The sequence below is a fragment of the Spiroplasma ixodetis genome (assembly GCF_040369795.1).
Taxonomy (GTDB): Bacteria; Bacillota_I; Bacilli_A; order Mycoplasmatales; family VBWQ01; genus Spiroplasma_E; species Spiroplasma_E ixodetis_B.
The window spans coordinates 409,761-433,938 of record NZ_AP028955.1; the positions used below are offsets into that span (position 1 = coordinate 409,761).

General features: G+C 24.1%; 28 protein-coding genes and 2 pseudogenes. 25 read left to right on the forward strand and 5 right to left on the reverse strand.

What is annotated here, in order from left to right:
- The first annotated feature begins 20 nt into the window (after nucleotides 1-20).
- From ABWV63_RS02980 to ABWV63_RS03085, 22 genes and pseudogenes are all read left to right on the forward strand, one after another.
- Entirely contained in the window at nucleotides 21-1,373 is a 1,353-nt protein-coding gene (locus tag ABWV63_RS02980; protein WP_353306743.1) for a sigma-70 family RNA polymerase sigma factor, read from the forward strand.
- A gap of 8 nt (nucleotides 1,374-1,381) precedes the next feature.
- A complete protein-coding gene (locus tag ABWV63_RS02985) occupies nucleotides 1,382-2,158 on the forward strand; it encodes a Nif3-like dinuclear metal center hexameric protein (protein WP_353306744.1) in 777 nt (258 codons plus the stop codon).
- A 58-nt stretch (nucleotides 2,159-2,216) separates the two neighbouring features.
- Nucleotides 2,217-2,507: a hypothetical protein gene (locus ABWV63_RS02990; RefSeq protein WP_353306745.1), complete on the forward strand. Its 291-nt coding sequence runs from the start codon at nucleotides 2,217-2,219 to the stop codon at nucleotides 2,505-2,507.
- Nucleotides 2,497-3,197 (forward strand): annotated as a pseudogene (gene radC, locus ABWV63_RS02995) (DNA repair protein RadC). Before ABWV63_RS02990 ends, radC begins: the two are co-directional and overlap by 11 nt.
- A 228-nt stretch (nucleotides 3,198-3,425) precedes the next feature.
- Nucleotides 3,426-3,812: an IS630 transposase-related protein gene (locus ABWV63_RS03000; protein WP_353306746.1), complete on the forward strand. Its 387-nt coding sequence runs from the start codon at nucleotides 3,426-3,428 to the stop codon at nucleotides 3,810-3,812.
- Nucleotides 3,813-3,824: 12 nt separating this feature from the next.
- On the forward strand, nucleotides 3,825-4,313 hold the full coding sequence (locus ABWV63_RS03005) for an IS630 family transposase (protein WP_353306747.1): 489 nt from the start codon (nucleotides 3,825-3,827) through the stop codon (nucleotides 4,311-4,313).
- Between the two features lie 266 nt (nucleotides 4,314-4,579).
- Complete coding sequence (locus tag ABWV63_RS03010) at nucleotides 4,580-5,179, forward strand: LemA family protein (protein WP_353306748.1); 600 nt, start codon at nucleotides 4,580-4,582, stop codon at nucleotides 5,177-5,179.
- 195 nt (nucleotides 5,180-5,374) lie between these two features.
- Nucleotides 5,375-6,459: pseudogene (locus ABWV63_RS03015) on the forward strand (IS3 family transposase).
- 283 nt (nucleotides 6,460-6,742) lie between these two features.
- Nucleotides 6,743-7,519 carry a 30S ribosomal protein S2 gene (gene rpsB / locus ABWV63_RS03020; protein WP_353306749.1) on the forward strand — a complete coding sequence of 259 codons (777 nt, stop codon included), beginning with the start codon at nucleotides 6,743-6,745 and terminating at the stop codon, nucleotides 7,517-7,519.
- A gap of 15 nt (nucleotides 7,520-7,534) precedes the next feature.
- Nucleotides 7,535-8,413: a translation elongation factor Ts gene (tsf, locus tag ABWV63_RS03025; protein ID WP_353306750.1), complete on the forward strand. Its 879-nt coding sequence runs from the start codon at nucleotides 7,535-7,537 to the stop codon at nucleotides 8,411-8,413.
- A 20-nt stretch (nucleotides 8,414-8,433) separates the two neighbouring features.
- A complete protein-coding gene (locus ABWV63_RS03030; protein ID WP_353306751.1) occupies nucleotides 8,434-9,015 on the forward strand; it encodes a hypothetical protein in 582 nt (193 codons plus the stop codon).
- A 63-nt stretch (nucleotides 9,016-9,078) separates the two neighbouring features.
- Nucleotides 9,079-9,807, forward strand: a complete 729-nt coding sequence (gene pyrH, locus ABWV63_RS03035; RefSeq protein WP_353306752.1) for a UMP kinase — start codon at nucleotides 9,079-9,081, stop codon at nucleotides 9,805-9,807.
- A 23-nt stretch (nucleotides 9,808-9,830) separates the two neighbouring features.
- A complete protein-coding gene (gene pta / locus ABWV63_RS03040) occupies nucleotides 9,831-10,823 on the forward strand; it encodes a phosphate acetyltransferase (RefSeq protein WP_353306753.1) in 993 nt (330 codons plus the stop codon).
- Between the two features lie 18 nt (nucleotides 10,824-10,841).
- Nucleotides 10,842-12,095: an acetate kinase gene (locus tag ABWV63_RS03045; protein ID WP_353306754.1), complete on the forward strand. Its 1,254-nt coding sequence runs from the start codon at nucleotides 10,842-10,844 to the stop codon at nucleotides 12,093-12,095.
- 126 nt (nucleotides 12,096-12,221) lie between these two features.
- Nucleotides 12,222-12,359, forward strand: coding sequence for a hypothetical protein (locus ABWV63_RS03050; RefSeq protein ID WP_353306755.1), 138 nt, complete (start codon nucleotides 12,222-12,224; stop codon nucleotides 12,357-12,359).
- 243 nt (nucleotides 12,360-12,602) lie between these two features.
- Nucleotides 12,603-14,105 carry an FAD-dependent oxidoreductase gene (locus ABWV63_RS03055; protein ID WP_353306756.1) on the forward strand — a complete coding sequence of 501 codons (1,503 nt, stop codon included), beginning with the start codon at nucleotides 12,603-12,605 and terminating at the stop codon, nucleotides 14,103-14,105.
- A 39-nt stretch (nucleotides 14,106-14,144) separates the two neighbouring features.
- A complete protein-coding gene (locus ABWV63_RS03060) occupies nucleotides 14,145-15,281 on the forward strand; it encodes an alpha/beta hydrolase (protein ID WP_353306757.1) in 1,137 nt (378 codons plus the stop codon).
- 7 nt (nucleotides 15,282-15,288) lie between these two features.
- Entirely contained in the window at nucleotides 15,289-16,281 is a 993-nt protein-coding gene (locus tag ABWV63_RS03065) for a lipoate--protein ligase (protein WP_353306758.1), read from the forward strand.
- An 88-nt stretch (nucleotides 16,282-16,369) separates the two neighbouring features.
- Nucleotides 16,370-16,618 carry a hypothetical protein gene (locus ABWV63_RS03070; protein ID WP_353306759.1) on the forward strand — a complete coding sequence of 83 codons (249 nt, stop codon included), beginning with the start codon at nucleotides 16,370-16,372 and terminating at the stop codon, nucleotides 16,616-16,618.
- 216 nt (nucleotides 16,619-16,834) lie between these two features.
- On the forward strand, nucleotides 16,835-17,098 hold the full coding sequence (locus ABWV63_RS03075) for a hypothetical protein (protein WP_353306760.1): 264 nt from the start codon (nucleotides 16,835-16,837) through the stop codon (nucleotides 17,096-17,098).
- Between the two features lie 98 nt (nucleotides 17,099-17,196).
- Nucleotides 17,197-17,412 carry an ATP-binding cassette domain-containing protein gene (locus ABWV63_RS03080; RefSeq protein WP_353307162.1) on the forward strand — a complete coding sequence of 72 codons (216 nt, stop codon included), beginning with the start codon at nucleotides 17,197-17,199 and terminating at the stop codon, nucleotides 17,410-17,412.
- A gap of 39 nt (nucleotides 17,413-17,451) precedes the next feature.
- On the forward strand, nucleotides 17,452-17,721 hold the full coding sequence (locus ABWV63_RS03085) for a hypothetical protein (protein WP_353306761.1): 270 nt from the start codon (nucleotides 17,452-17,454) through the stop codon (nucleotides 17,719-17,721).
- Between the two features lie 520 nt (nucleotides 17,722-18,241).
- Here ABWV63_RS03085 and ABWV63_RS03090 read toward each other — a convergent pair.
- Nucleotides 18,242-18,403, reverse strand: a complete 162-nt coding sequence (locus tag ABWV63_RS03090; RefSeq protein ID WP_353306762.1) for a hypothetical protein — start codon at nucleotides 18,401-18,403, stop codon at nucleotides 18,242-18,244.
- The gene (locus ABWV63_RS03095) at nucleotides 18,366-18,488 is read right to left on the reverse strand and encodes a hypothetical protein (protein ID WP_353306763.1); all 123 of its coding nucleotides are present in this window, start codon (nucleotides 18,486-18,488) and stop codon (nucleotides 18,366-18,368) included. The genes ABWV63_RS03090 and ABWV63_RS03095 overlap by 38 nt, the downstream gene beginning before the upstream one ends.
- A 101-nt stretch (nucleotides 18,489-18,589) precedes the next feature.
- On the opposite strand from ABWV63_RS03095, the gene ABWV63_RS03100 reads away from it, so the two are divergent.
- Nucleotides 18,590-18,802: a transposase gene (locus ABWV63_RS03100; RefSeq protein ID WP_353306764.1), complete on the forward strand. Its 213-nt coding sequence runs from the start codon at nucleotides 18,590-18,592 to the stop codon at nucleotides 18,800-18,802.
- Nucleotides 18,803-19,112: 310 nt separating this feature from the next.
- On the opposite strand, the gene ABWV63_RS03105 is transcribed toward ABWV63_RS03100, so the two are convergent.
- Together ABWV63_RS03105 and ABWV63_RS03110 are read right to left on the reverse strand one after the other, a co-directional pair.
- Nucleotides 19,113-19,379 (reverse strand): transposase family protein, encoded by a 267-nt coding sequence (locus tag ABWV63_RS03105; protein WP_353306765.1) that lies wholly within the window; start codon nucleotides 19,377-19,379, stop codon nucleotides 19,113-19,115.
- A 165-nt stretch (nucleotides 19,380-19,544) separates the two neighbouring features.
- The gene (locus ABWV63_RS03110; RefSeq protein WP_353306766.1) at nucleotides 19,545-19,967 is read right to left on the reverse strand and encodes a transposase family protein; all 423 of its coding nucleotides are present in this window, start codon (nucleotides 19,965-19,967) and stop codon (nucleotides 19,545-19,547) included.
- A gap of 416 nt (nucleotides 19,968-20,383) precedes the next feature.
- Here ABWV63_RS03110 and ABWV63_RS03115 point away from each other — a divergent pair, with 416 nt between their 5' ends.
- On the forward strand, nucleotides 20,384-21,148 hold the full coding sequence (locus tag ABWV63_RS03115) for an IS630 family transposase (RefSeq protein ID WP_353306767.1): 765 nt from the start codon (nucleotides 20,384-20,386) through the stop codon (nucleotides 21,146-21,148).
- Nucleotides 21,111-21,494 carry an IS3 family transposase gene (locus ABWV63_RS03120; RefSeq protein WP_353306768.1) on the forward strand — a complete coding sequence of 128 codons (384 nt, stop codon included), beginning with the start codon at nucleotides 21,111-21,113 and terminating at the stop codon, nucleotides 21,492-21,494. The genes ABWV63_RS03115 and ABWV63_RS03120 overlap by 38 nt, the downstream gene beginning before the upstream one ends.
- 255 nt (nucleotides 21,495-21,749) lie before the next feature.
- On the opposite strand, the gene pheT is transcribed toward ABWV63_RS03120, so the two are convergent.
- On the reverse strand, nucleotides 21,750-24,155 hold the full coding sequence (pheT, locus tag ABWV63_RS03125; RefSeq protein WP_353306769.1) for a phenylalanine--tRNA ligase subunit beta: 2,406 nt from the start codon (nucleotides 24,153-24,155) through the stop codon (nucleotides 21,750-21,752).
- Nucleotides 24,156-24,178: the final 23 nt, after the last annotated feature.

Below are 24,178 nucleotides of genomic sequence, written 5' to 3' on the forward strand. Positions count from 1 at the left end.
ATTAAGGATAAGGTGAAAATATGGCTGCTATACAACAAAAAACGAAATTGAAAAAACTTTTAACTTTAGAGGAAGTAGAAAGTAATTTAATTAAAAAATTAGAAAAGAGTCAAACAAAAGAATTAAAACAAGAAGATGTCATTAAAGAGTTTGCACATTTAAAATTAGATGATGATAAGATTGAGGAAATTTTTGATCGGTTAGAAAAAGAAGGAGTAGTCTTTACTGATATTTTAATGGATGAAGTTGAAGATGATGCTAATTTTCCCGATATTGATGATGAACAATTACCTGATGATTTAGATATTGATATTTTAGTTAGTGATTTGAGTTTTAAAAATACAATGGGGATCTCTAATGATACAAGAAGAAAAGATGGAATTAAGTCTTACTTTAATATTTTAGGAACAAGTCAAATATTGAGTCAAGGTGAGGAAATTAAATATGCTAAAATGTTAGAATCAAAAGATGTTGAGGAAAGAACATATGGTCGTGAGCAATTAATTAAATCAAATTTAAAATTAGTAGTTTCTGTTGCTAGAAAACATTTAAATCGTGGTTTAGATTTTGCTGATTTAATTGAAGAAGGTAATATTGGTCTTATTAAAGCAGTTGATAAATTTGATTATCGCCGTGGTTTTAAATTTTCAACTTATGCTACTTGATGAATTAGACAATCAATTACACGAAGTTTAGCTGATCAAGGTAAAATGGTTCGTGTACCTGTTCATATGGTTGAAAGAATTAATAAGTTAACAAGAATTGAAAGAAACTTAACACAAGAATTAGGTCGTGATCCTACTCATGAGGAAATTGCCAATAAAATGGGACAAAACATGACAGCCGATCGTGTTCGTGAAATTAAAAAACTTGCTATTGAACCAGTATCTTTAGAAAAACCAATTGGTGAAGAAGATGATACACATTTTGGTGATTTTATTAAAGATAAAAATATGCTATCTCCCGATGAATATGCTGAAAGACATTGATTAAGAGAACAATTGGATCGTGTTTTTGCTGAAGTATTAACAAAACGAGAAGAAAAAGTTATTAGAATGCGTTTTGGAATTTTACCAACAAAATTAAGAACATTATTAGAACTTTGTGAAGATGAAAAAGAAATTACTGAATTAAAAAAAGTAGTTAATAATTTACAGTTACACTATGATACTAGTTTAGATAAAACAGAATTGTTAAGTGATAAGGTTGTTCATAGTCATATTACTAAGTACGATTCTCCAAAAACTCTAGAAGAAGTTGGTAAAGAATTTATTGTTACAAGAGAAAGAATTAGACAAATAGAAGCAAAGGCAATTAGAAAATTAAAACATCCGTCTAAATCTAAACATATTAAAGAATTTTATAAAGGATAATAGTTAACATGTTAACTATCAATAATATAATTAATGTTTTAGAAACATATTTTCCTTTAAAAGATGTTTGTGAATGAGATTTTTCAGGAATACAAATTAAATCAAAAACAAAAACCAATATTAATAAAATTTTAGTTTGTTTAGATGTCACTAATGAAGTTTTAACTGAGGCCATTAATAATAATATTGATTTAATAATTTCTCATCATCCATTAGTTTTTGCTAAAGATATTAATCAATCTAATATTTCAAATTGAAAAAAAGAATTATATAGTAAAATACTAATAGCAGATATTAATGTATATTCATTACATACTAATTTTGATATATCATTAGTAGGTATGAATATGTTGATGGCTAAAGAATTAAGAATTAAAAATATTCATTTTATTAATGAAGAAAAGTTGACAATAGTTGGTAAATTTGATACACAAATGTCATTAAAAGAATTGATTAATAACTTAAAAAAATATTTTAATGTTGCAAACATACAATTGGTTAATAATAAATTGAGTGATAACAATATAGTGACTGTTGCTTTATCTGCTGGTGCTGGTGGTGATATTATTAGTAATTTATCTAGCAATATTGATTTATTAATTACTGGAGAAATGAAATGAAACTATATTATGGAAGCTAAAGATAGAAAAATTAATGTTATTTTGGTTGGTCATTATATGGAACAAAAATTTGTTGATTTTCTTTTTCAATTACTTATTGAAAAATTATCAACAAAAGTTAAAGTTTTTAAATATAATTTAGAAAATCCTATTACTTTTTTTTAAACTTATAAAATTTAAAAATGAAAAAACTATTTTTTAAATAAAAATAAGTTTTAGGGGGTTGATAAATATTATTTTAGAAGATTTAGAACCAATTACTGATCAAGAGTGTCAGGCAGTTAGTATTGGTTTTGCTCAATTTTTAATGGGTGCCGTGTTAGCGGGGATAGCAATTCCTGTTATTAAAAATTTATGAAATAGTGTTTCAGGAAGTATTAAGTTACCAGGTGGTATTGAAAGTAAATGAGATAGTTATAAAGATGATAGTAAAGATTTAGCAAAAATTAAAGATGAATTTAATAAATTTCAAGAAAAATTAACACATTTAATACCGCCTTTTTATGAATTTTAAAGAACTTAATAATACGAAAAAACCAAGAGAAAAAGCCATTAAATATGGCTTTGACGCTCTTAGTGATAATGAATTATTAGCAATTATTTTGCGAACAGTAACTAAAGAAAAAAATGTATTATTTTTAGCGCAAGAAATAATTACTAATTTTAATGGTCTTGAAAATTTAAATAAAGTAACTATTAAATCTTTAATGAGTATTAAAGGTATTGGTGTTAGTAAGGCTTTAGAAATTTTAAGTTGTTTAGAAATAGTAAAAAAAATAAGAACTATTGAAAGTCAAAAAAAATATTTTAAAATTATTATTCCCGAAGATGTTTTTAATTTAGTTAATGCATATTATCAAAATTTAACGCAAGAACATTTTTATTTATTATTATTAAATAATGAAAATAAATTAATTCATCAAAATTTATTATATAAGGGTACTAATGATACTATGCAAATTGATGTTAAAGATATGTTGCATCTGGCACTTATTCATAAATCAAGTAAAGTAATTTGTATTCATAATCATCCTAGTGGTAATAGTGAATCCTCACTATATGATTTATATATCACCGAAGAAATTAAAAAAATTTTCAGGTTTTTAATATTACCTTAGTTGATCATATTATTATTGGCAAAGGTAATTATTTTAGTATAAATTTAAATAAAAAAGGCTTTTATCAATTTATCTACTATTTTTAAATTTTATCACATAAATGGAGATAAAAGCCTATCTAGGAAATTATCCCCGCATGTATCTAAATCAAACACAAAATTATAGTTTCAAAACTAGGTATCTTATTGAATTTATAGCTAACTAAAGTAATGTTTACTCATAAATAATGTAAAATAATAATATGTAATTTAAACAGTTTTTGAATTTAAAAGTACAATTCAGCAATATTTAAAATAGATTAGGAAGATTAAATTATGTCAAAACCATACAGTGAAGACTTACGAAGAAAAGTAATAGAAACCTATGAAAGTAAAAACATGAAAATTAAAGAAATTTGTAAAGTGTTCAATATTACTAGAAAGACTTTTTTCTTATGAAGAAAAAGAAAAAAAGAAACTGGGAATATAAAACCAATTTTGAATTATCAAAAAGGACATAGCCACAAAATAAAGGATTTAGATGAATTAAAAAATTATTTAGAGCAAAATAAAGATGTTACAGTTCAAAAAGTAATTGAAAAATTTGGTGATATGACTAAAGAAACAGTTTATAACTATTTCAAAAAACTAAATTATACATATAAAAACACTTTTCTATATGAACAAAGAGATAAAAATAAACAAGAAGATTTTTTAAAATAAATAGCTAAAATAATGAATGAAGATTTAGTATATATTGATGAATCCGGAATTGATGATAATGAATTTTATAAATATGGTTGATCTGAAAAAGGTAAAAGATTATTTGATAATAAACCCGCATATAAAATAAAAAGAATGAGTATAATTGGTTCACTGAATAAAGGTAAATTAAAATCCCTATGAGCATTTGAAGGACATTGCAACAGTAAAATTTTTGAATCATATGTAAAAAATATACTAATTCCAGTATTAAAGCGTGGACAAATTATAGTTTTAGATAATCCAACGTTTCATAAATCTAAATTAACACAACAATTAATTGAAAATGCTGGATGCAAACTATTATTTCTTCCGCCATATTCTCCTAATTTAAATCCAATTGAACATTTTTGATTTGCTATAAAACATAATATAAGAAAAATATTACCAAATTATTGACCAAATATTAAAAAAGCGATTGATTTTGTTTTTCAATATATGAGTAAACATTACTTTAGTTAGCTATATTTCAAACAATCGTTTTCATTTTGAAATATGCTATTGAATTCATTTCAATTCATTTTTTTCCTCCACACTAGTACATGTGGGGAAAATTTCCATAAAAAATATTATAAGCTTAAATAAAAACTTAAAAAAATACATTACTTAAATTTAAAAATATAGTAAAATTATTATGGTTTAGTGTGTAAATAATATTTAACTTACCAAGAATGGACTAGTTATTAAACATAGTTTGTTATTAGATATTGATAAGAAAGGAGAAAAATATGTCAACAATTAAACCTAGCAATGAATCATTTACTGCCCAACCGTCACTATTTGGAAAAATTATGGTTTATTTATCTTTTGTTTTAATATTTCCAATAATTTTATTTATTGTTTCTCGTAATAATTTTCTAAGATTACAACAATCAATTGAAGAAACTGCTTCTGATATTGATGTACAATTAAAGCGTCGTTTTGATTTATTAACAAAATTAGTAGATGCTACTAAAGGTTATATGAAATTTGAAAAAAGTACATTAACAGATGTTGCATCTTTACGAAGTGGAAAAATGGAAACAATGAGTGATCTTTCAAAAGCAGATAGTGGACTTAATGCAACTTTTGGAAAATTTAATGCTTTATTAGAAAATTATCCTGATTTAAAAGCAAATACTACTGTTTTACAATTACAATCAGGCGCCAAAGATTGTGAAGATAATATTGCTGCTGCTAGAAGATTTTATAATGCTAATGTTAAAGTTTTCAATAGTAAAATTAAAACCTTTCCAAGTAATGTTGTAGCATCAACATTAAATTTAGTTTCAAAAGATTACTTTCTTGCATCAGATAGCGATCGTCAAGATATTAAAATTGACTTATAAAATTAAATTTATTTTTGAAAATATATTTAAATTAGTTTCTTATCCCTTTCTTTAGACAAATAAAGTGTTTTTAATAATGGAGGGGTTACACTTTATTGGACACTAATTACGTAGACAAGTGAACAAATTAGTTAAAAGAAAGGAATTATAATTATGGCCAATATTAACTCATATTCAGATGAATTTAAAAAATAAATAGTAGCTTTATATCAAACTGGTAAGTCAGTGTCTTGTCTTGCTAAAGAGTACAATGTTACAATAGCAGCTACTTATAATTGAATTAAGCAATTTACTAATTCAGGCAGTTTTAAAACCAAAGATAACCGTTCTGTTGAAGAAAATGAATTAATTAAATTAAGAAAATAATTAAAACAGTTACGAATGGAAAATGATATTTTAAAGCAAGTAGCACTAATAATAGGCAGAAAATAGAAATTATTACTAAAAATAAAGTTAAATATAAAATTCGTACAATGTGTCATTTTTTAAAAATCTCTAAATCAACATATTATTTTAATTTCAAGAAAAAAGAAGATAAAATTCAAAATAATATGTATGATGAAGCTGTTATTAGTGCTTTTAAAGAAAATAAAGAAGCTTATGGAACAAGAAGATTAAAAGTTGTTCTAAAAGAAAAGAAAATTAATTTATCAAGACGAAAAATTAAAAAAATTATGAATAAACATAATTTAATATCAAAATACACTAAATTATCATACAAAAATTATCATAATAAAGTCAATGATAGTCAAATTACTAATCTTGTTAATAGAGACTTTAATAATAGGCTTAAAAATGAAGTTATTGTTAGTGATTTAACTTATGTTCAAGTTAATGGTAAATGAAACTATATTTGCTTATTAATCGACCTGTACAATCGCGAAATTATTGGACATAGTGTAGGTACTAAAAAAGATGCATCATTAGTATATCAAGCATTTATGTGCTCAAATCGTTGTTTAAAAAATATTCAAATATTTCATAGCGATCGCGGTAATGAATTTAATAATAAAACTATTGATAAACTTTTATTAGCCTTCAATATTACCCGCTCTTTAAGCAAAAAAGGTTGTCCTTATGATAACGCTGTTGCTAAAGCAACTTTCAAAACTTTCAAAACAGAATTTATTAATGATAAAAATTTTACATCATTAATCCAATTAAAATTAGAATTATTTGATTATATCAATTGATACAACAGCATAAGAATCCACAGCACTCTAAACTACTTAACCCCCATAAAAAACCAAGCACAAATGTCTACCAAAAAACAGTCCTAAAAAAAGTGGCCATTCCAGTAGCCCATCCAATATTGTGTGTTTTTATTGGTATTATTTTTTAAGAAAAGTAAAAAATATTTTTATAATATAATTTATTAAAATACAATTCTATTTTTATGTTTAAAAATAATTTGTTTAAAATATAAAAAATATGCTACAATATACAGGCTTAATTTAATGAAAATAAGCAACACATTTGTGAATTCATTGCCTAGTGCTTTTTAATTAAAAAGTGGCCAATGTTAGAAATAAATGGAAGAAAAACAAATTAGAAGGAGACAATATGTCAGTTGTAACACGTGAACAACTCCTTGAAGCGGGAGTTCAGTTTGGTCACCAAACTAAAAGATGAGATCCAAAGATGCGTAAATATATTTTTGGTCAAAGAAATGGTATTCATATTATTGATTTACAAAAATCAATGCGTAAATTAGATGAAGCTTGTCACTTTGTTAAAGAAACTAGTGAAAATGGTGGTAAAGTTTTATTTGTAGGTACAAAAAAACAAGCCAAAGAAGCTGTGCAAGAACTTGCGATTAGTTGTAATTCGCCTTATGTAACAGAACGTTGATTAGGTGGTAATTTAACTAATTTTAAAACTATTAAATCAAGTATTAAAAAGTTAATTGATATTGAAAATAAAGAAAAAAGTGGAGAAATTAAACTTTTAACAAAAAAAGAGCAAATGTTAGTAATTAAAGAAAAAGCACGTTTAGAACGTAACCTTGGTGGTATTAGAAATATGTATAAATTACCAGAAGCTATTTTTGTTACTGATACTATTACTAATAAAATTGCTGTCGAAGAAGCAGTTAAAATTGGTATCAAAATTATTGCGATTTGTGATAGTAATTCAAATCCAGATAATATTGATTATATTATCCCTGGTAATGATGATGCTACAAAATCAATTACTTTAATTACAAAGAAAATTGCTGAAACTATTAATGAAGGACAAAGTGTAAAACCAGTTATTGATAAAAAAGAAATAGTAGTAGAAGAAACTACTAGTCTTGATGAAAATAAAACTGAAAATGGAATTGAAAAAAATAAAGAATAAAGGAGAATAGTTTATATGTCAGAAGTTAAAGTAGATGTTAAATTATTGAAAAAATTAAGAGATACAACCGATTTACCGATTACTGATTGTAAAGAAGCTTTGATGGAAAAAAATAATATTTTTGAAGCAGCACTTTCCCTATTAAAAATTAAAGGTTTAGCAAAAGCAGAGAAAAAAAGTATTAATAAAGCCACTGAAGGGGTTACTAAAGTTGTTATTAGTGGTAATAATGCAATTATTGCTGAATTAAATTGTCAAACTGAACAAGTTGCTGATTTAGAAGATTTTAATGATTTATTTACTAAGATTTTAGAAACAATTTTAAAACATCAACCTAAAACTATTGAAGAAGTTTTAATGTTAAAAGCTGATGGAAGTAGCGAAAGTTTAAATGATGAGATAAGATTTGCTATCGCTAAATTAGGTGAAAATATTTTTTTAAATCGTTTTCAATATTTAAGTAAAAATAGTGATGAAGTTTTTGGTTCATATATCCATGGTGGTGGTAAATATAGTGGTTTAGTTATTATCAAAGGTGTTGATAAGGACAGTGATATTCCAAATAATGTTGCTATGCAATTAGTATCAGCAGATGCTAAATATATTGATATTGATCACATACCCGCAACAGTTCGTGATAAAGAATTATCAATTATTAGTGAAAAAACAAAAGAAGAAGAAAAATTGAAAGCAAAAACACGTCCTGATAATATTCTTGAAAATATTATAAGAGGTCGTTTTGAAAAAGTATTATCTGAATTAACTATTGTTGATCAACTTTATATTAAAGATAATACAATTAAGGTTAAAGAGTATTTAACTAAAAATCATGCTACAATTATAGCTATGATACGTTATCAATTAGGTGAAAAAATTGATAGTTCTGCCAAATAAACATTTAGGAGGTAAATAAAGTGAATTTTCAAATTATATATTATATTGCATTAGTAATGTTTATATTATTATTAGTTATTCTTGTTTGAGGATGATATAGTTTTAATAAATCAAAAACAACTATTAAATTTTTGAATTTAAAATTATTAGTAGCAACATTAATAGTTGGGGTAATTGGTTTATTTATCTCGATTGTTCCAATTGGAATGCAAGTTTGAACATTTGAACCAGAATATATTAAATCCGATCCTGCTTTTTTAAGTTTATTAATAGTAGAGTATATATTTTTAGTTATCATGTTAGGATTAGCATATATTTTTAGTTTTGATTTTGGTATCGCAGTTGATGAACATAATATTTATTTCTTTGGACAAAGCGTTAATACTAGTAAAATTGTTGCATTGGAACAAAAGAAAAATGTTTTAAAAATTGTTTATGAACAGGGTATTAAAAAAATTAAAAAACGTTTAACAATTATCACTCCACAAGCACAAATTTTTGTTAAAGACCATTTAGCACAAAAAGTTATTGCTAACGTTGAATTAGAAACTATCGCTGAAAGCGCAAATAATGATTCATTATCTAGTGATAACAGTAAATAAATAAGAAGCCACAAAGCAATCTGTGGCTTTTTATAATATTAAATTTAAGGAGGATGATCAAAAATGGAACAATTTAAATATAAACGAATATTATTAAAAATTAGTGGTGAAGCTTTAGGTGATGGTAGTAATGGATTATATAATAATGAAAGTATTGATAATGTTTGTCAACAAATTCAAACCCTAGTTAAGGCAAAAGTAGAAGTTGGTTTAGTAATTGGTGGTGGTAATATTTGACGTGGTTCTAAACAAGGAGAAAAGATTGGTTTAAAAAGAATTAATGCTGATTATATGGGAATGTTAGCAACTATTATGAATGCTTTGGTAATTGAATCAAAGTTAAAAGCGCTTAACGTAAAAGTTATTGTGCAAACATCATTAGAGATTAATCAAGTTGCTGAACCTTTTTATTACAAAAAAGCTATTAGTAGTTTTGAAAAAGGCTATGTTTGTATTTTTGCTGGTGGTACTGGTTCACCATACTTTACAACGGATACTGCAGCAGCACTTCGTGCTACTGAAATTAATGCGGATATATTATTAATGGCAAAAAATGGTGTTGATGGTGTTTATGATAAAGATCCAAATATTAACAAAAATGCTATTCGTTATTCACATTTATCATATCAAGATATTACTAATAAACAATTAAAAGTAATGGATTTAACTGCTTCAACAATGTGCATGGAAGCTAACTTGAAAATTATGGTATTTGATATTAAGGCTGAAAATAATATCATTAAAGCAGTACAAAATAAAGCAATTGCAACTATTATTAGCAATCAAAATTAACAAATTAAAGGAGAGAAGATAATATGAAACTATTAGATTTTATTTTATCTATTTTACAAAAAAGCAAAACATCAATCAGAATTTTATTTCCAGAAGGCGATAATGAAAAAGTACAGGCAGTAGCTTTAAAAATTATTAATGATAATTCACTTGTTAAAAATTTTATTACACCAGTTTTATTATTTAATAATGATAAAGAAATTCCTAGTAATATTAAAAATTCTAATATTAAAACATTATCTATTGAAGAAAATCAAGTAACAAATTTTACTAATCAATTATATGAATTAAGAAAAGCAAAGGGTTTAACTTTAGAAGCAACTAATAAATTGGTATTAAGTCGTAATTACTATGGAATGATGTTATTAAATAATAAAGAAGTTAATGGTTTTGTTGGTGGTATTACTTTTACTACTGCTGATATTTTACGTCCGGCTTTACAAATTATTGGACCAAAAGCAGGTACTAAAACTGTTTCAAGTACATTTATTATGAATAAAAATGAAGAAATATTTTTATTTAGTGATGGTTCAATTAATTTAAATCCAACAGCTGAACAATTAGCAGATATTGCAAAATCTACAATTCACTTTGGCGAACTTTTAGAATTTAATCCAATTAAATTAGCAATGTTATCTTATTCTACTAATACTAGTGGTAGTGGTGAAAGTGTTGATAAAGTACGTAATGCCACTAACTTTGTTCAGCATTTAAAATTAAAGAATGTGCAAGTAGCAGGACCAATTCAATTTGATGCTGCTTGAGATCAAGAAGTGCGAAATAAAAAATTCCCAGAATTAACAATTAAAAATCATTGTAATGCATTTATTTTCCCAACTTTAGATGCTGCTAATATTGGTTATAAAATTGCCCAAAGATTAGGTGGTTATAAAGCTATTGGTCCTATTGTTTTGGGTTTAAATCAGCCAGTTAATGATCTTTCTCGTGGTGCTACTATTGATGACATTTATTACACAGCATTGATCACTGCTATTCAAACATTAATTAAGAATTAATAAGGAGATAAAACAAATATGTCAGAACAAAATAAAATTTTAGTTATTAATGCCGGAAGTAGTTCTATTAAATTTCAACTTTTTAATGCTATTAATAATGATAAACAACCTCATTTTACTATTCTTTGTAAAGGTTTAGTTGAAAGGATAGCTATTAAAAATAGTAATTTTATTATTGAAATTGCTAATGGTGATAACTTTATTAAACATGAAGTAACGAAAGATATTGCCGATCATGTTATAGGAGCACAAACAGTTATTGATGCATTAATTGAGTATAAGGTCATTAATAATTTTGATGATATTAAACGAATTGGTCATCGTATTGTTAACGGTGGTCAAAAATTTAATAAATCAATTGTTATTGATGAGAAAGTCATTGCTGGTATCAAAGCATGTATTCCATTAGCGCCATTACATAATCCACCAGCTTTAAAAGGATTATCATCTTTTCAAAAATTAGTTCCACATGCTAAACATGTGGCAGTATTTGATACTTCATTTCATAGTAATATTCCTGAAGAAAAATATCTTTACTCAGTTCCATATGATTGATATAAAACATATGAGGTAAGAAGATATGGTTTTCATGGTACTAGTTATCGTTATATTTTAGATAAATTAACTAATATTTTAAATAAATCAAAAGATAAGATTAATGCTATTATTTGTCATTTAGGTAATGGCGCTAGTATTTGTGCTATTAAAAATGGTAAAAGTTTTAATACTAGCATGGGATTAACACCATTAGATGGTTTAATTATGGGTTCTAGAAGTGGTATCATTGACCCTTCTATTCATGATTATATGTGTAATGTTAAAGCAGAAGCGACTATTGAAACTATTACTAATGATTTAAATAAAAGTTCAGGTTTATTAGGAATTAGTGGACATTCTTCTGATTTACGTGATGTTCTTGCAAGTAGTAATGATAAAAACCATAAATATCATTTACAATCACAATTAGCAATAAAAATGTTTGTTCAAAGAATTGCTAATTATATTGTTCAATATGGTAATGATTTAGATAGTAATATTGATGCATTAGTATTTACAGCAGGTATTGGTGAAAATTCCGCAATTATTCGTCAATTAGTTATTGAGGAAATTAAAGTGTTTACTTTAAAATTAGTAACTAATAAAAATAATGATAAGTATAATGATTACTTAGAAATTAGTGATAAACAATCAGAAGTTCCTATTTTTAAAATTAGAACAAATGAAGAATTAATGATTTGTCAAGATACATATAATTTATTAAAAAATATTTAAAAAATAAAAAAAATATATTAAGGTTTTTTTGTTTTGATATGTAATGTTTAAGTTAAGTGAAAATACTTAATAATTATCAAATTTTAATTAAAAATAAATAATTTAAAGATTCAAGGAGAAAAAAGTATGACATATAAAGACATTAAAGAAAAGAAAATTTTTAAAATTTTTGAAAAAGATGAAATTGAAAATTTTGATAAAAGCATGATAAATAAAATAAATAATTATGACAAAAAAATAAAAAAACTAATAAGCCGTTCTTAAATAATAATTGAGATACTTGTCGTGGCTTATTAGAAATTAATAAATATCATCATGATCATGATGGAAGTAGTCCATCAGCAATGGCAATTTCAGCTTCTTAAAATTATTGTTATATTCATTTACTGAACAAAGAAAGAGTTGTAACTATTAAATAAAAAGTGATAAAATAATGTATATATTTGTATTTGTGATTACACAATAAAAGAAATTGAAAAAAAGTAATAAGTAAGAGAGGGTTTTAGCATGAAAAGAAAACAAAAGATAGTTGTTATAGGTGTTAATCACGCCGGAACAACAGCATTAAAGTCAATTATGAGGTCTAATCCAAATAGTGAAGTAGTAGCATATGATCGTAATGATAATATTTCATTTTTAGGATGTGGAATTGCGCTTTGAGTTGGTAAAGAATTTACTGATCCAAAAGGATTATTTTATGCCACAATTGAAAAGTTAAGAGCATTAGGTGTTAAAATTAAAGAAAAACATGAAATGATTAAATATGATAGTAAAGCAAAAACTGTTACTATTAAAAATTTAGATACTAATGAAGTATTTATTGAAAGTTATGATAAGTTAGTATTAGGAATTGGTTCATGACCAATCTTAAATCCAGGTGGTAAAGAAATTCCTGGTTTAATTGCTCATAAAGATGGTGAGATTGTTAAAGATACTTTAAATGGTGTTAAATTAACAAATGGCATTCATTTATCAAAACTATACCAACATGCTCAAGAAATTATTTCTGATTTGAGTAAACCGGAAGTAAAAAAAGTAGTAGTAATTGGCGCAGGTTATATTGGTATTGAATTAGTAGAAGCTTTTTATAAAAATAAAAAAGAAGTTACTTTAATTGATTTTGAAAATCGTATTATGCCTCGTTATTATGATGAAGAATTTACAAATGATGTTGAATCAGATATGAAAAAAGTAGGAGTAAAATTACAATTAGGAGAAACTTTACAAGAATTTATTATTAAAGATGATAAAGTGAGTGAAGTAAAAACTAATAAAGGAACATATAAAGCTGATTTAGTAATTATGGCTGTTGGTTTCTTACCAAATACTGCTATCTTGAAAGATGAGAATGGTAAAGTTCAACTTAACTTAGATCCTCGTGGTGCAATTGAAGTTAATGAATATTTTCAAACTTCAGATCCTAATGTTTATGCAATTGGTGATTGTATTAATATTCGTTCAAATGCTTGAAATAAAAATGTTAATATTGCCTTAGCAACTAATGCTGTACGTAGTGGTTTAATTGCTGGATTAAATGTTGCAAAAAAAGATCCTAAAACAAGAATCGCCTTTCCTGGTGTTCAAGGAACAAATGCAATTGCTGTTTTTGGTTGAAAGTTATGTGCTACTGGTTTATCAGAAGTTTGTGCAAAAGCAATTTTAGGTTCTAATAATGTAGAAGCATATTTTTATCAAGATACAGTGTTTCCACCTTTTATGAGCGAAAATCATGAAGTAAAAATTAAAATTATATGAGAAAAGAGTTCTCGTCGTATTGTTGGAGCTGAAATCGGTTCAACTCATGATCATACAGAAACAATTGCAATGTTTTCATTAGCAATATTGAAAAAGCTTACTATTGATGAAATTCCATTAATTGATATGTATTTTTTACCACACTTTAATAAGCCTTATAACTTTGTTACTGCGGCAGCACTTTTAGCGACAGGAATTTTAACAAAAGAAGATGTTACATATCCAGATCCATATTTAAAAGGTAAGAAAAAATAGATTGCTTTATCAAATTAATTTTGAGAGGAATAAAATATAATGGTTAGTAATGAAAAATATTTAAAACTTAGAGCAAGAATGACTTCACCAGTTAAAGAAAGTAAATATAAAATTGCTTGATGATTAAAAATTATTTTGATATTTACTTTTCCATTATGGATTATTCCTTTTTTAATTACTAATTTTTTTATTGGTTTAATGATGCGAAATGTTATGGAAAATTTTCAACGAATTGGACGAAGTACTAATCCAAATTTTTATAAAATTGTTCTCAATACTTTTAGTTTTTATAATCGAGATATGGAATTACAAAATTCTCTACAACTAATGATTGATGATAGTGATTGGGATATGACGGAAGCACAAGATATGACGATAACTACTTATGATAATCGCTTGTTATCAGCTTTTTTCATTAATAATCATCAATCTAATAAAAAACATAAATGAATAATTGCAACTCATGGTTGACAACAAAATAGCTATAGCATTTTATATTTAGTTAAACATTTTTATGAGCAGGGATATAGTATTGTTACTTATCATACAAGAGGTCATGGTAGTAATAATATTCATGATGCAATTACTTTTGGCAATAAAGAAGCAGATGATTTATATGCTGTTATTTTAAGTCTTAATAATTATTTAACAGAAACAGATTTTAAACAACCCCCCAATATTACTTTAATTGGTAATAGTATGGGCGCTAGTACTATTTTGGAAACAATATCTCGACTTGATACTGGTAAATTTGGTGTTAAATGCGCAATTTCTGATTGTGGATTTGATAGTTTTAGTCATATTATTAAAATTATGGGTAAACAATACTTTAACCTTCATTGATTTTGATTTTATTATGGTGTTAAATTTTTCTTTAGGTTAAAAGATAAATTTAATATTAATAGTATTGAACCTATTAATAAATTTAAATATTGTTCTTCAATTCCTGTATTATTTATTCATGGTAATGATGATGAAACTGTAGCGGCAACAATGGCACAAAAAATTTATGAAGAGAAAATAAATTATGAAGAAGAAACAATAAGTGAATTATTAATTATGCCATTTGCTAAACATATAAGAGCCGTCACTACCGATTATGATACATATTGCAAAACTACTTTAAAATTTGTTAATAAATGAACAAATTTTAAAACTAAAGATAAAGGAGATTAAATTAATAATGATTTATTATATTAATAATAGCAAAGACCCATATTTTAATTTAGCAGCCGAAGAATATTTGATTACTAATCCTTATATAACTGATGAAATCTTATTATTATGACAAAATAATAATACTATTGTTGTTGGTAGAAACCAAAATACAATTGAAGAAATTAATAATGAATATGTAAGAACAAAAAAAGTTAATGTTGTACGAAGATTATCTGGTGGTGGAACTGTTTATCAAGATTTAGGAAATTTAAATTTTACTTTTATTTTTGATAAAAATAAAGATAATGCTCGTAATTATGATCTTTTTACAAAACCAATAGTTAATGTTTTACAAAGTCTAGGTTTAAACGCTCAATTTAGTGGTAAAAATGATATTTTAGTTGATGATAAAAAAATATCGGGTAATGCCCAATATACATATAAAAATCGAATTTTACATCATGGTACTATTCTTTTTAATGTTGATATGCAAATGTTACCAAAAGTATTAAAACCTGATTTGGATAAATTAAAATCAAAAGGTATTAAATCAGTACAAGCACGAGTAACAAATATTTTACCATTATTAAATCCACCAATAACAATTGAAGAATTTCAAAATTTAATTATTGAACAATTAAAAAGTACAAAAAATACAAAGATTATGGAATTTTCTGAAAAAATGATTGCTGATATTGAATCATTAGCAAATACTAAATATCGAACTTGAGATTGAGTTTATGGTAAATCTCCAGATTTTGATTTAAAGCATAAAACACTTTTTCCTAGTAAAGGAACTATTCAAGTTTGAATGAATGTTAAGGCAGGAATTATTGAAAATATTAAAATATATGGTGATTTCCTAGGCTCAGCAGGTACTACTAGTTTAGAAAAAAAACTAGAAAAACAAAAAAATAATTTAGTAACTATTACTAATATCATTGAAAATGCTAATATTAATGAAATTTTTGGTGAAAATTTTTTTGTTGAAGAAATCATAAAAAGTATAATAAAATAATGAATAAAATTCTTATTTATGATATCCTTACTTTTATAACTAATATTAAAGAGGAAATATGAAGAAATATTTATGGATTTTATTTATAATGTTTATTTTTATAACACTAATTAGCAATGTTATTACATTTTTAGTAAATAATAGTTTTGATCAAACAAATAGTATAAATGATATTATTAATCCAACACGCTGTTGACCAAAAAAAGATAGAAATCAATTAAATGTTTGACAATTTTTATATCAAGATGCTATTGATAAAGTAGGTAAAACTAATGACGATATTGTTAATGGTTTTAATAATTTTTATCTTGCTGAATTTGATAAATACCGTGATTAAGCAATTAAAAATGCTGGTAAACCTGGCTATGATGAAATTGGTATACCAACACCAGATATTAATGATTATATTAATAATAAAATTATTCATTCACAATCAATGCAAATATACATGGCCTTAACATTGCGAACATATTTTATTGAGTTTACTATTAATAAAATTGATGATCCAAGTAGTAATTACATTAATGCAAATTAATATTCAAACTTATGAGTTATGAAGTATTTTGAAGTTGGTTTTTATTTTCAATGAGTAAAAATTTGAATTCAAGATTTAGGTAGAACAATTGAAAAATCAATTGATATTGATTTTTATACTTTTGATAAATATGTGGAACGAAATAACAAAGGTGAATATATGTGAAATAAACCACCCATTGCCAATACAGTAAAGCCACTATTAATTTTGGATTCTGATATGAAAAAAATGTTTAATAAATTATATGAAGAAATTTTAAATAATAATTTACAAGGAAAATAAAAATTATTATTCTACAAAATATAAGTAAAAATTATGGTAAAAATCAGTTTTTAAAAAATATTAATTTAGAGATACCTGCTTCACAATCACTTGCTATTTTAGGTGCTAATGGTTCTGGTAAAACTACTTTGGTTGAAATTATTTCACAAGTTTTAAAACCAACATCAGGTAAATTATTATTTCTTGATGATGTTGGTAAAAAGGTTATTCGGAAAATTGGTGTTCAATTTCAAGAAGGTTATTTACCGGTTGGTACACGAATTATTGATTTAATTAAATTTTATAAAAATAAAAAATATATTAAAAGTGAATAAGGAAAATGATTAATTGATTTTTTTGAGTTAAATGATATTTTGAAAAAAGAAATTTTTTTACTTTCGGTTGGTCAAAGACAAAGATTTAATTGTTTTTTATCAATTTTAAATGATCCTGAAATTTTAATTTTAGATGAGTTAGTTACTGGTTTAGATTTAAAAATGCAAATTAAACTTGTTAATTTTATTAAGTCATGAAAAGAAATTAAAAAAATTAATTTATTAATTGTTTCACACACACCAGAAGAAGTTGAATTACTTTGTGATCGGGTAGTAATTTTAAAAAATGGTGAAATTTATCAAGACTAAAGTATTGATGCAATTATAAAAAAATATAGTAGTTTACGTAAAATGATGGTGGATTATTATCAAAATGAAGTTAATGGTAACTAAAGAATTATTCAAACAAAGTACTGTTTCTAAATTTTCAAGACTTTTTTCTTTAATTTCAAAAGTAATTTTTGTAAATCCTAGAAATTATATTTTTGTATTTTTATTAGGTTTTTTAATTTCTGCATTATCATCGTGATTATGAAATAATTATAGTTATTATCAGATTTTACCCCCCCCTTTTGTTAAATTTTTTATCAATATCAGTTTTTATTTCATCTTTTTATTTAGGAATGTTTATGATTGAGTGGCGAAAGAAAAACTTTTTAAAAATAATAAAAATAATTGGTATTAATGAATATTATATTATTTTAACATTTTTTATCAAATTTAATAATGGTATCATTATCAGTAAGTATTAATATTATTTATTATAATATTTATTCTTTAATTTCAATATTTAATTTTCATCTAAATTTGCTTTCTAATATTAGATGATTTATTTGAATTTTTTTAATATTTGAAAATCATGTACTTTTCCATTATCAGCAAAAATATCAACAATTTTTTTAACAGTTGCTAACATATTTATTACAACATTTTTCCCTAAGTTTAATTTATAGCTAACTAAAGTAATGTTTACTCATATCTTGAAAAACAAAATCAATAGCTTTTTTAATATTTGGTCAATAATTTGGTAATATTTTTCTTATATTATGTTTTATAGCAAATCAAAAAATGTTCAATTGGATTTAAATTAGGAGAATATGGTCGATGGGTTCCGCTTTATTGGACACTAATTACGTAGACAAGTGAACAAATTAGTTAAAAGAAAGGAATTATAATTATGGCCAATATTAACTCATATTCAGATGAATTTAAAAAACAAATAGTAGCTTTATATCAAAGTGGTAAGTCAGTGTCTTGTCTTGCTAAAGAGTACAATGTTACAATAGCAGATACTTATAATTGAATTAAGCAATTTACTAATTCAGGCAGTTTTAAAACCAAAGATAACCGTCCTGTTGAAGAAAATGAATTAATTAAATTAAGAAAATAATTAAAACAATTAAGAATGGAAAATGATATTTTAAAGCAAGCAGCACTAATAATAGGCAGAAAATAGAAATTATTACTAAAAATAAAGTTAAATATAAAATTCGTACAATAGACATATTCCGTAAATAAATTTAATCAATTGTCAATAATAATATTTATAAATTTTTTAGTGTTAATAATTATAGAAGTTAATATTTTTAAAAAAATACTTTAAAAATAAATTTATATTTCAAACACAAAAATTGTTAATATTATTTTTATATTAACTTGATAAAAATTTAAATTTTTAAAAAAATATTAAAAATATTTTTTTATTTTAATGGCTTTTTTTTATTAAAAATTTCACAAAGTAAGTTAAATCTTAAGTACATAAGTCTAAATATACTTTTTCTACATTTATTTATTAAAATTTTGAATCTTTTTAATCAAGCAAAAACATGTTCAACTTTAATTATAATTTTTGAAATAATTTTATTGTAGATTTTTTCTTGTTTAGTTAATTTTTTATTTTTAGTTTTTTTAATAGTGTAATATAGTATTTTTATAAATATTTTGTATTCCTTGATATCCCAAATCACCAATAATTATTGTTTTTTCTGAAAATTCAAGATTTTAATTTTTTAATATTTGAAAATCATGTACTTTTCCATTATCAGCAAAAATATCAAAAATTTTTTTATTAAAAAAGTCATATATAATTTTAAATTTTATAGAAAACATTCAACTTTTACCAGAAAAATATTCTAACTGTAGTTTTTTTTAGTTGGTCTTTCAATTTCAATTTCAGTTGAATCAATTAAATAAAATTGAAATTCATTTAAATCTTCTTGTTTTTTCTCAATTTTTGATTTATATTTTGTTTTTAAAAACTGATAATCTTTGTCATCACTAAGTTTATTTTCTACTCAAGTAATATTTCGAAAACAACTTGATGCACTCATTTTATATTTAATAATCATTTGGAAAAAAGTATAATATTCTTTTCAGTATACTAAAGTCATGTTCAATCTTTCTTCAACTGAAAGTTTATATTTTCTAACTTTAGTTTTTTTTAAATTTTCTATTTCAATTAATTTTGTTAACATTTCATCAAAATGAAAACGTTTTATACCAAAATATCTATAAAATTGTTCATTTTTTAATTTTTTTAAATTTTCAAAATTCATTTTTATAAACACCTTATTAATTTATTAATAAAGAAATTATAAAATAAATTTTAAATTATTAATTGACTTTTAAAAAATTTATTTACGGAATATGTCTAATGTGTCGTTTTTTAAAAATCTCTAAATCAACATATTATTTTAATTTCAAGAAAAAAGAAGATAAAATTCAAAATAATATAGCTAACTAAAGTAATGTTTACTCATAAATAATGTAAAATAATAATATGTAATTTAAACAGTTTTTGAATTTAAAAGTATAATTCAGCAATATTTAAAATAGATTAGGAAGATTAAATTACGCCAAAACCATACAGTGAAGACTTACGAAGAAAAGTAATAGAAGCCTATGAAAGTAAAAACATGAAAATTAAAGAAATTTGTAAAGTGTTCAATATTACTAGAAAGACTTTATTATTATGAAGAAAAAAAAAGAAACTGTGCATATAAAACAAATTTTGAATTATCAAAAAGGACATAGCCACAAAATAAAGGATTTAGATGAATTAAAAAATTATTTAGCGCAAAATAAAGATGTTACAGTTCAAAAAGTAATTGAAAAATTTGGTGATATGACTAAAGAAACAGTTTATAACTATTTGAAAAAACTAAATTATACATATAAAAAAACTTTTCTATATGAACAAAGAGATAAAAATAAACAAGAAGATTTTTTAAAAGAAATAGCTAAAATAATGAATGAAGATTTAGTATATATTGATGAATCTGGAATTGATGATAAGGAATTTTATAAATATGGTTGATCTGAAAAAGGTAAAAGATTATTTGATAATAAACCCGCATATAAAATAAAAAGAATGAGTATAATTGGTTCACTAAATAAAGGTAAATTAAAAGCCCTATGAGCATTTGAAGGACATTGCAACAGTAAAATTTTTGAATCATATGTAAAAAATATACTAATTCCAGTATTAAAGCGTGGACAAATTATAGTTTTAGATAATGCAACGTTTCATAAATCTAAATTAACACAACAATTAATTGAAAATGCTGGATGCAAACTATTATTTCTTCCACCATATTCTCATAATTTAAATCCAATTGAACATTTTTGATTTGCTATAAAACATAATATAAGAAAAATATTACCGAATTATTGACCAAATATTAAAAAAGCTATTGATTTTGTTTTTCAAGATATGAGTAAACATTACTTTAGTTAGCTATATGTATGATGAAGTTGTTATTAGTGCTTTTAAAGAAAATAAAGAAGCTTATGGAACAAGAAGATTAAAAGTTGTTCTAAAAGAAAAGAAAATTAATTTATCAAGACGAAAAATTAAAAAAATTATGAATAAACATAATTTAATATCAAAATACACTAAATTATCATACAAAAATTATCATAATAAAGTCAATGATAGTCAAATTACTAATCTTGTTAATAGAGAATTTAATAATAGGCTTAAAAATGAAGTTATTGTTAGTGATTTAACTTATGTTCAAGTTAATGGTAAATGAAACTATATTTGCTTTAATCGGGACTTTCCTAAAAACTGTGTTTTTTAAATAAATTTTAGTTGTAAAATCACTAAGTTACACAGATTACTAAACATTACCAAAAAGATATCAAACCATATCATAAATATTACTTGACGATGCAACTCCGGCAATAGCATCATCATTTCCAAATTGACCAACCACAAAATTATTCATTAAGTTTATTAATGTTTCAATTAAAGATTGTGCACAAATTGTAATCATAAATAATAATGCCATTTTATAAAAACTTAAATTATTTTTGTTTAATATTTTGTTATATTTTTAACGAATAATTGCTTGAAATTTTTTCTTTAATATTTCTTGAATATTACTTATTTGTCCACTTACTTTTGTTTCATCTAATTGTTCTTCTTGACTATTAAATTTCAAATTAAAAGTTAATGAGTGTTGATGTTGTGATTTTAATTTTTCATCATTATAAAAATCTACCAAAGATATTTGTTCTAAAAAATCAATATTTGCAAACATTATAGCATTTTTTACATCAGAAAATTGAATATCGCTATTAACAATAATTGATATATCACGACTTAAAGCATTAAATTTTGATCAAATCTTAAATTTAGAAACTACTTTTTGTTGTTCTTCTATGATTTTAACTAACTTACTACAATTAATTTCTGCTAAGAATATTTTTTCAACATTCATTATTTTTTCAGTTTGTGGATGCAGTGCGCCAATAGTAGCAATATGTTCTTGCTCATAAAAAATATCTGCGCTTAAATACGGATGCATTAAAGAATTATTATTATTTTTATAAACAATAGAGTTAAATAAATTTGGCATAACTTTTGCTAAAAAACCATCTAAAAAACCTTTAATAAAATAATACGTACTATTAGTAATTTTATTAGCATTAATTTTTGGTCAAAAATTATCCATAATCATAAACGCTAAATGATGATTATCATCAGTTTCATCCCTTGTATAAATAGTTTCATCAGTAAAAATTTTTAATTGTGTTTCTTTACGTGCATAATTATATTGACAAATTCTTAATAAACTATCTGTCAAACTAAAACGCATAACTTCTCTTGTTAATGTCAACGGTGCTTCTAATTTTACAGGTATTTTATATTTAAAAAAATTAAAATCATTTAATCTCTGCATACTTGTTAAACTATATGTTTTTACTTGATTAAAACCATAACTTGTTAAATGTTGTCTTCATTTCATCATTAAATTTCCCAATGCTGTTGGCGACTTAAATGATACATTAAATTGTGGTTTAATAACTGGTAATTTATCATATCCAAATACTCTGGCAACTTCTTCACTAAAATCATTAGCGTTATTTAAATCACTACGATGATTAGGGACTGTTAATTTTAAAATTTCTTGATTTTTTGCATCAATTTCAATTTGACAACCAATAATAGTTAAATAATTAATTATTTCATTAACATCAAATTTTGTACCTAAAATTTTATTAATAAAATTAAAATTGAAGTTAATCACTTTTGTTTTAACTTGATAAGGAACATCATTACTAAAACCGGTAATTTCATATTTAACTTGCAATTGTCCTAAAATAAACAAATAACGTTGTAAAGCAATTAAATAATAGTCAGGAACAACTGGTCTTGTTAAACGTTCTAATAATGTATTAATAAGAGCACCATGTCGTTTTGCTTGTTTACTCATTAAGGTAACATCAGGATTAATTGAAAATATAAAAACTTCTTTGGAACTTGGTTTAACTTCATATTCAATATTATGACTAACTCCTAAAACACTAAAAGCCAAATATTTATCGTGTAATAAAATATCGCCCTCTTTAATTTGCAAATTACCTTCTGGGTATGATTTAGGTGAAATATTTAAAGATGTTTTTTTTAAAACATCAGCACTAAAAGTAATTAAGGGTTGACCCAATTCTAACATTACTAAATGAATAATATCTTCTGATAAAGTTTTGGGTACAATATTTGCAAGTTGTAGTGTTCTTCTAATTCAAATTGGTGTTATTATAGATTTATCATTAAATTCAATCTTTAATGTTGCTAAAGCTTGAATTTTACCATTAAGAACACTAACTTGACTTTTATTATCAAATTTTCCTATACTACTAACTTCCATGTTTTTTAAAGTAATTTTAAAATAACCGCTTAATTCTCTAGCAATACTATAAATCCCCAAACAATCACTACGATTTACTGTTAAATCAATAAAAAAAATTGTATCATCTAAATTTAAATATTGTAACGGATTAATATTACCAATCATTGCATCATCTGGTAAATGAATAATACCACTTAATTCTTCTTTATTCTGAACAATACCGCTTAATCCTAATTCTGTTAATGAACAAAGCATTCCTGAAGAAACAACATCTTGAATTGTTCTTTCAACAATAGTAAGACAATTACCTAAAACACTTCCTATCCTTGCTACAACAACTTTAATACCAATAACTACATTTGGCGCACCACAAACTATAGTTAACATTTCAGTACCTACTGTTACTTCACAAATATTTAATTTATTCGATTTAGGATGTTTGGTAATTTTAGTAATTTGACCAACAACTAAGTTTGTATTACTAAACATTAAATTTTTTACTTGATCAACCTCAAAACCTAAACTATTTAAAGCATCAACGATTTCATAATCTTTAATGCTATTAATATTCAATCACTGCGAAATGATTTTACGTGAAACTATCATTTTATTTTATACTCCTTTTAATT